The sequence below is a fragment of the Candidatus Palibaumannia cicadellinicola genome (genome assembly GCF_002855795.1).
In the GTDB taxonomy this organism is placed as follows: Bacteria; Pseudomonadota; Gammaproteobacteria; order Enterobacterales; family Enterobacteriaceae; genus Baumannia; species Baumannia cicadellinicola_C.
Genome location: NZ_NJPO01000044.1, coordinates 1 through 3,140 on the forward strand (window position 1 = coordinate 1; position 3,140 = coordinate 3,140).

Consider the following 3,140-nt stretch of genomic DNA (forward strand, 5'->3'; position numbering starts at 1 on the left):
GTGCCATGAATATAATAATCTCTTACAATTTATATATTTTGCTATTAATTAATAGCAAAATATATAAATTGTAAGAGATTATTATATATTTTGCTATTAATTAATAATACGATTTTATTATGTTAGATAATAAAATCGTATTATTAATTAATAGCAAAATATATAAATTGTAAGAGATTATTATATTCATGGCACGAGTAGGCATTTTTTTTGGTAGTGACACTGGTAACACAGAAAATGTTGCTAAGATAATTCAGAAGCAGTTTGGTACACATATTGCTGATCTTTTTGACATTGCCAGAAGCAATAAAGAAGATTTAGAGCAGTATGAGCTGTTGTTGCTTGGTATATCAACTTGGTATTACGGAGAAGCCCAGTGTGATTGGGATGACTTCTTACCTACTATGAAAAAAATTAATTTCTCCGGCAAATCAGTAGCTTTATTCGGCTGTGGTGATCAAGAAGATTATGCAGAGTACTTTTGTGACGCGTTAGGCACTCTACGTGATATTATAGAACCGCATGGTGCTACCCTGGTAGGGCGTTGGTCTACCGCTAGCTATGATTTTCAAGCTTCGAAAGGGCTAGCTGATGACGATCATTTTATTGGTTTAGCTATCGATGAAGACCGTCAACCAGAATTAACTACTAATAGAGTGGTTAGTTGGGTTAAGCAAGTACGGCGCGAGTGGCATTTCGACTAACTTGATTTACTTACTAATACCTCAGCTCAGGTTCTCACTTTAGCTGACCAAGTATCGCGTAGTCCCACAATACGGTTAAATACTAGTCGCGATTTGCTAAATTGATAGCTATCAGTGCAGAAATACCCTTCGCGTTCAAATTGATAGTATTCGCCGGCCTTAGCGGCTAGTACGCTAGCTTCGACTACTCCTTGGCGAATAACTAACGATTTATCATTTAGGATCATTCTAAAATCTTTTGCTGCAGCTGGATTAGGTAGGTTGAATAATTTATCGTATAGCCGGAACGATGCTACAACGCAGTTAGTAGCTGAAACCCAGTGAATTACACCTTTTACTTTGCTACTATCAGCCGTAGTTTGATTTAAAGTATGTGGATGATAACGACAATAAATAATTACAATATCGCCTTGCTGATTTTTTTCTACACGCTCAGCTTTAATCACATACGCATGACGGAGACGCACTTCTTTACCTAGTACCAGGCGTTTATATTGTTTCGGATAATTAGTTTCACGAAAATCGGCACTATCAATATATATTTCGCGGCTTAAAGTCACCTGGCGTATACCCATCTCTGGTTTATTAGGATGGTTAGGCATAGTTATTTGTTCTTCATAACCGACGGGAAAATTATCAATAATAACTTTTACCGGATTGATAACAGCCATGATGCGCGGCGCGCTTTCATTTAACTCTTCGCGAATGCAGGCTTCCAGCGCAGCGCTTTCGACATGATTCTCCTGTTTCGTGACACCAATACGGCGACAAAATTCTCGAATTGAGGCTGCAGTATAGCCTCTACGTCGCAGTCCTGCAATAGTGGGCATACGCGGATCGTCCCAGCCTTCAACGATATTATCGCTCACAAGCAAATGCAATTTACGCTTAGACATTATTGTGTGTTCGATATTAAGTCGAGAAAACTCATACTGGTGCGGGTGTGCATCGATACTAATATTATTCAGGACCCAGTCATAAAGACGGCGGTTATCTTGAAATTCAAGGGTACATAAAGAATGCGTAATACCTTCCAGAGCATCGCAAATACAATGGCTAAAATCGTACATAGGATAAATACACCACTTCGTTCCCGTCCTGTGATGATTCTGAAATTTGATACGATAAAGTACTGGATCTCGCATCACTATAAACGGGGATGCCATATCAATCTTAGCGCGTAAGCAGGCACTACCTTCGATCAATTCTCCACGGCGCATTTGTGCGAACAGCGCCAGGTTTTCGTCAACACTGCGATCACGGTAGGGGCTATTTTTTCCCAGTTGAGTCAGCGTACCGCGATATTCGCGTATTTGATCTGAAGATAGATGGTCAACATAGGCTAAGCCTTTAGAAATTAGTTCTCGCGCATAGTTGTATAACTGATCAAAATAGTCTGAGGAATAGTGAATTTTACCACTCCATTTAAATCCTAGCCACAGTATGTCGTTCTTGATAGATTCGATGAATTCGATATGTTCTTTGACCGGATTAGTATCATCGAATCGCAAATAACACTGCCCTTGATAATTTTGGGCAATACCAAAGTTTAGGCAAATAGATTTAGCATGTCCTATATGTAAGTAGCCATTAGGCTCAGGAGGAAAACGAGTATGCACCGAGGTATACTTACCTGACGCTAAATCTTTGTTAATAATCTGAATTATAAAGTTATTTAGATAGGATTGAGCTTTATTCATATTGATATTCCTCATGCAAAAGCACAAGATTGATTTGATGTTCTGTTTTAACAGAACACGTCTATAACGTTCATATATTTATCAATTGACAAGTAACATAAATCTAGTCATGTTACAGGTGGCAATTATAACTATTTGAGTATACTGAATTAGGCTAGTCATAATATGGTAATGACTCTTAATAAAAAAATATTGACTGAAGTTTAGCAAATCAGCATAATGCGCCCTTTAATCTTTAATGTAGAAGATTAACAGTATACGGGAGTGGCGAAATTGGTAAACGCACCAGATTTAGGTTCTGGCGCCGTAAGGTTTGCGAGTTCAAGTCTCGCCTCCCGTATTTCCCATACCATAACAATAATTATTCACATTTGGGATATAGCCAAGTGGTAAGGCAGCGGGTTTTGATCCCGCCACCCCAGGTTCAAATCCTGGTATCCCAGCCTAAAATACTAACAGCTACAGTTTAGGCTACGTAGCTCAGCTGGTTAGAGCACAGCACTCATAATGCTGGGGTCACAGGTTCAAGTCCCGTCGTAGCCACCCCCTTTTTTTTTGGGGTATAGCCAAGCGGTAAGGCACCGGATTCTGGTTCCGGCATTCCCAGGTTCGAATCCTGGTACCCCAGCAATTTTGCTGTTCTATTTCTTTTACACTCTACCTAACTTACTACTCTACTATTTATTATCTTATCTCTTATCGACTCTACTTTTTTTCCTACCTCTTACCTATTACT

At 39.1% G+C, this 3,140-nt stretch carries 2 protein-coding genes and 4 tRNA genes; 5 read left to right on the plus strand and 1 reads right to left on the minus strand.

Features of this window, described 5'->3' with window-relative positions; translation table 11 throughout:
* The first annotated feature begins 188 nt into the window (after positions 1–188).
* Positions 189–704, plus strand: coding sequence for a flavodoxin FldA (fldA, locus tag CEX73_RS00775; protein ID WP_101626723.1), 516 nt, complete (start codon positions 189–191; stop codon positions 702–704).
* A 26-nt stretch (positions 705–730) separates the two neighbouring features.
* On the opposite strand, the gene glnS is transcribed toward fldA, so the two are convergent.
* Positions 731–2,404: a glutamine--tRNA ligase gene (gene glnS, locus CEX73_RS00780; protein WP_101626724.1), complete on the minus strand. Its 1,674-nt coding sequence runs from the start codon at positions 2,402–2,404 to the stop codon at positions 731–733.
* Positions 2,405–2,662: 258 nt separating this feature from the next.
* Here glnS and CEX73_RS00785 point away from each other — a divergent pair.
* From CEX73_RS00785 to CEX73_RS00800, 4 genes are all read left to right on the plus strand, one after another.
* Positions 2,663–2,744, plus strand: a tRNA-Leu gene (locus CEX73_RS00785).
* A 32-nt stretch (positions 2,745–2,776) separates the two neighbouring features.
* Positions 2,777–2,847, plus strand: a tRNA-Gln gene (locus CEX73_RS00790).
* Positions 2,848–2,873: 26 nt separating this feature from the next.
* Positions 2,874–2,947: transfer RNA gene (locus CEX73_RS00795), tRNA-Met, on the plus strand.
* A gap of 13 nt (positions 2,948–2,960) precedes the next feature.
* Positions 2,961–3,032 (plus strand) — tRNA-Gln (locus CEX73_RS00800).
* The last annotated feature ends 108 nt before the right edge of the window (positions 3,033–3,140 follow it).

Excerpts from the sequence above, each read along its gene's own strand:
- fldA (WP_101626723.1), top strand. The coding sequence starts at position 189 with ATGGCACGAGTAGGCATTTTTTTTGGTAGTGACACTGGTAACACAGAA.
- glnS (WP_101626724.1), bottom strand. The coding sequence starts at position 2,404 with ATGAATAAAGCTCAATCCTATCTAAATAACTTTATAATTCAGATTATT.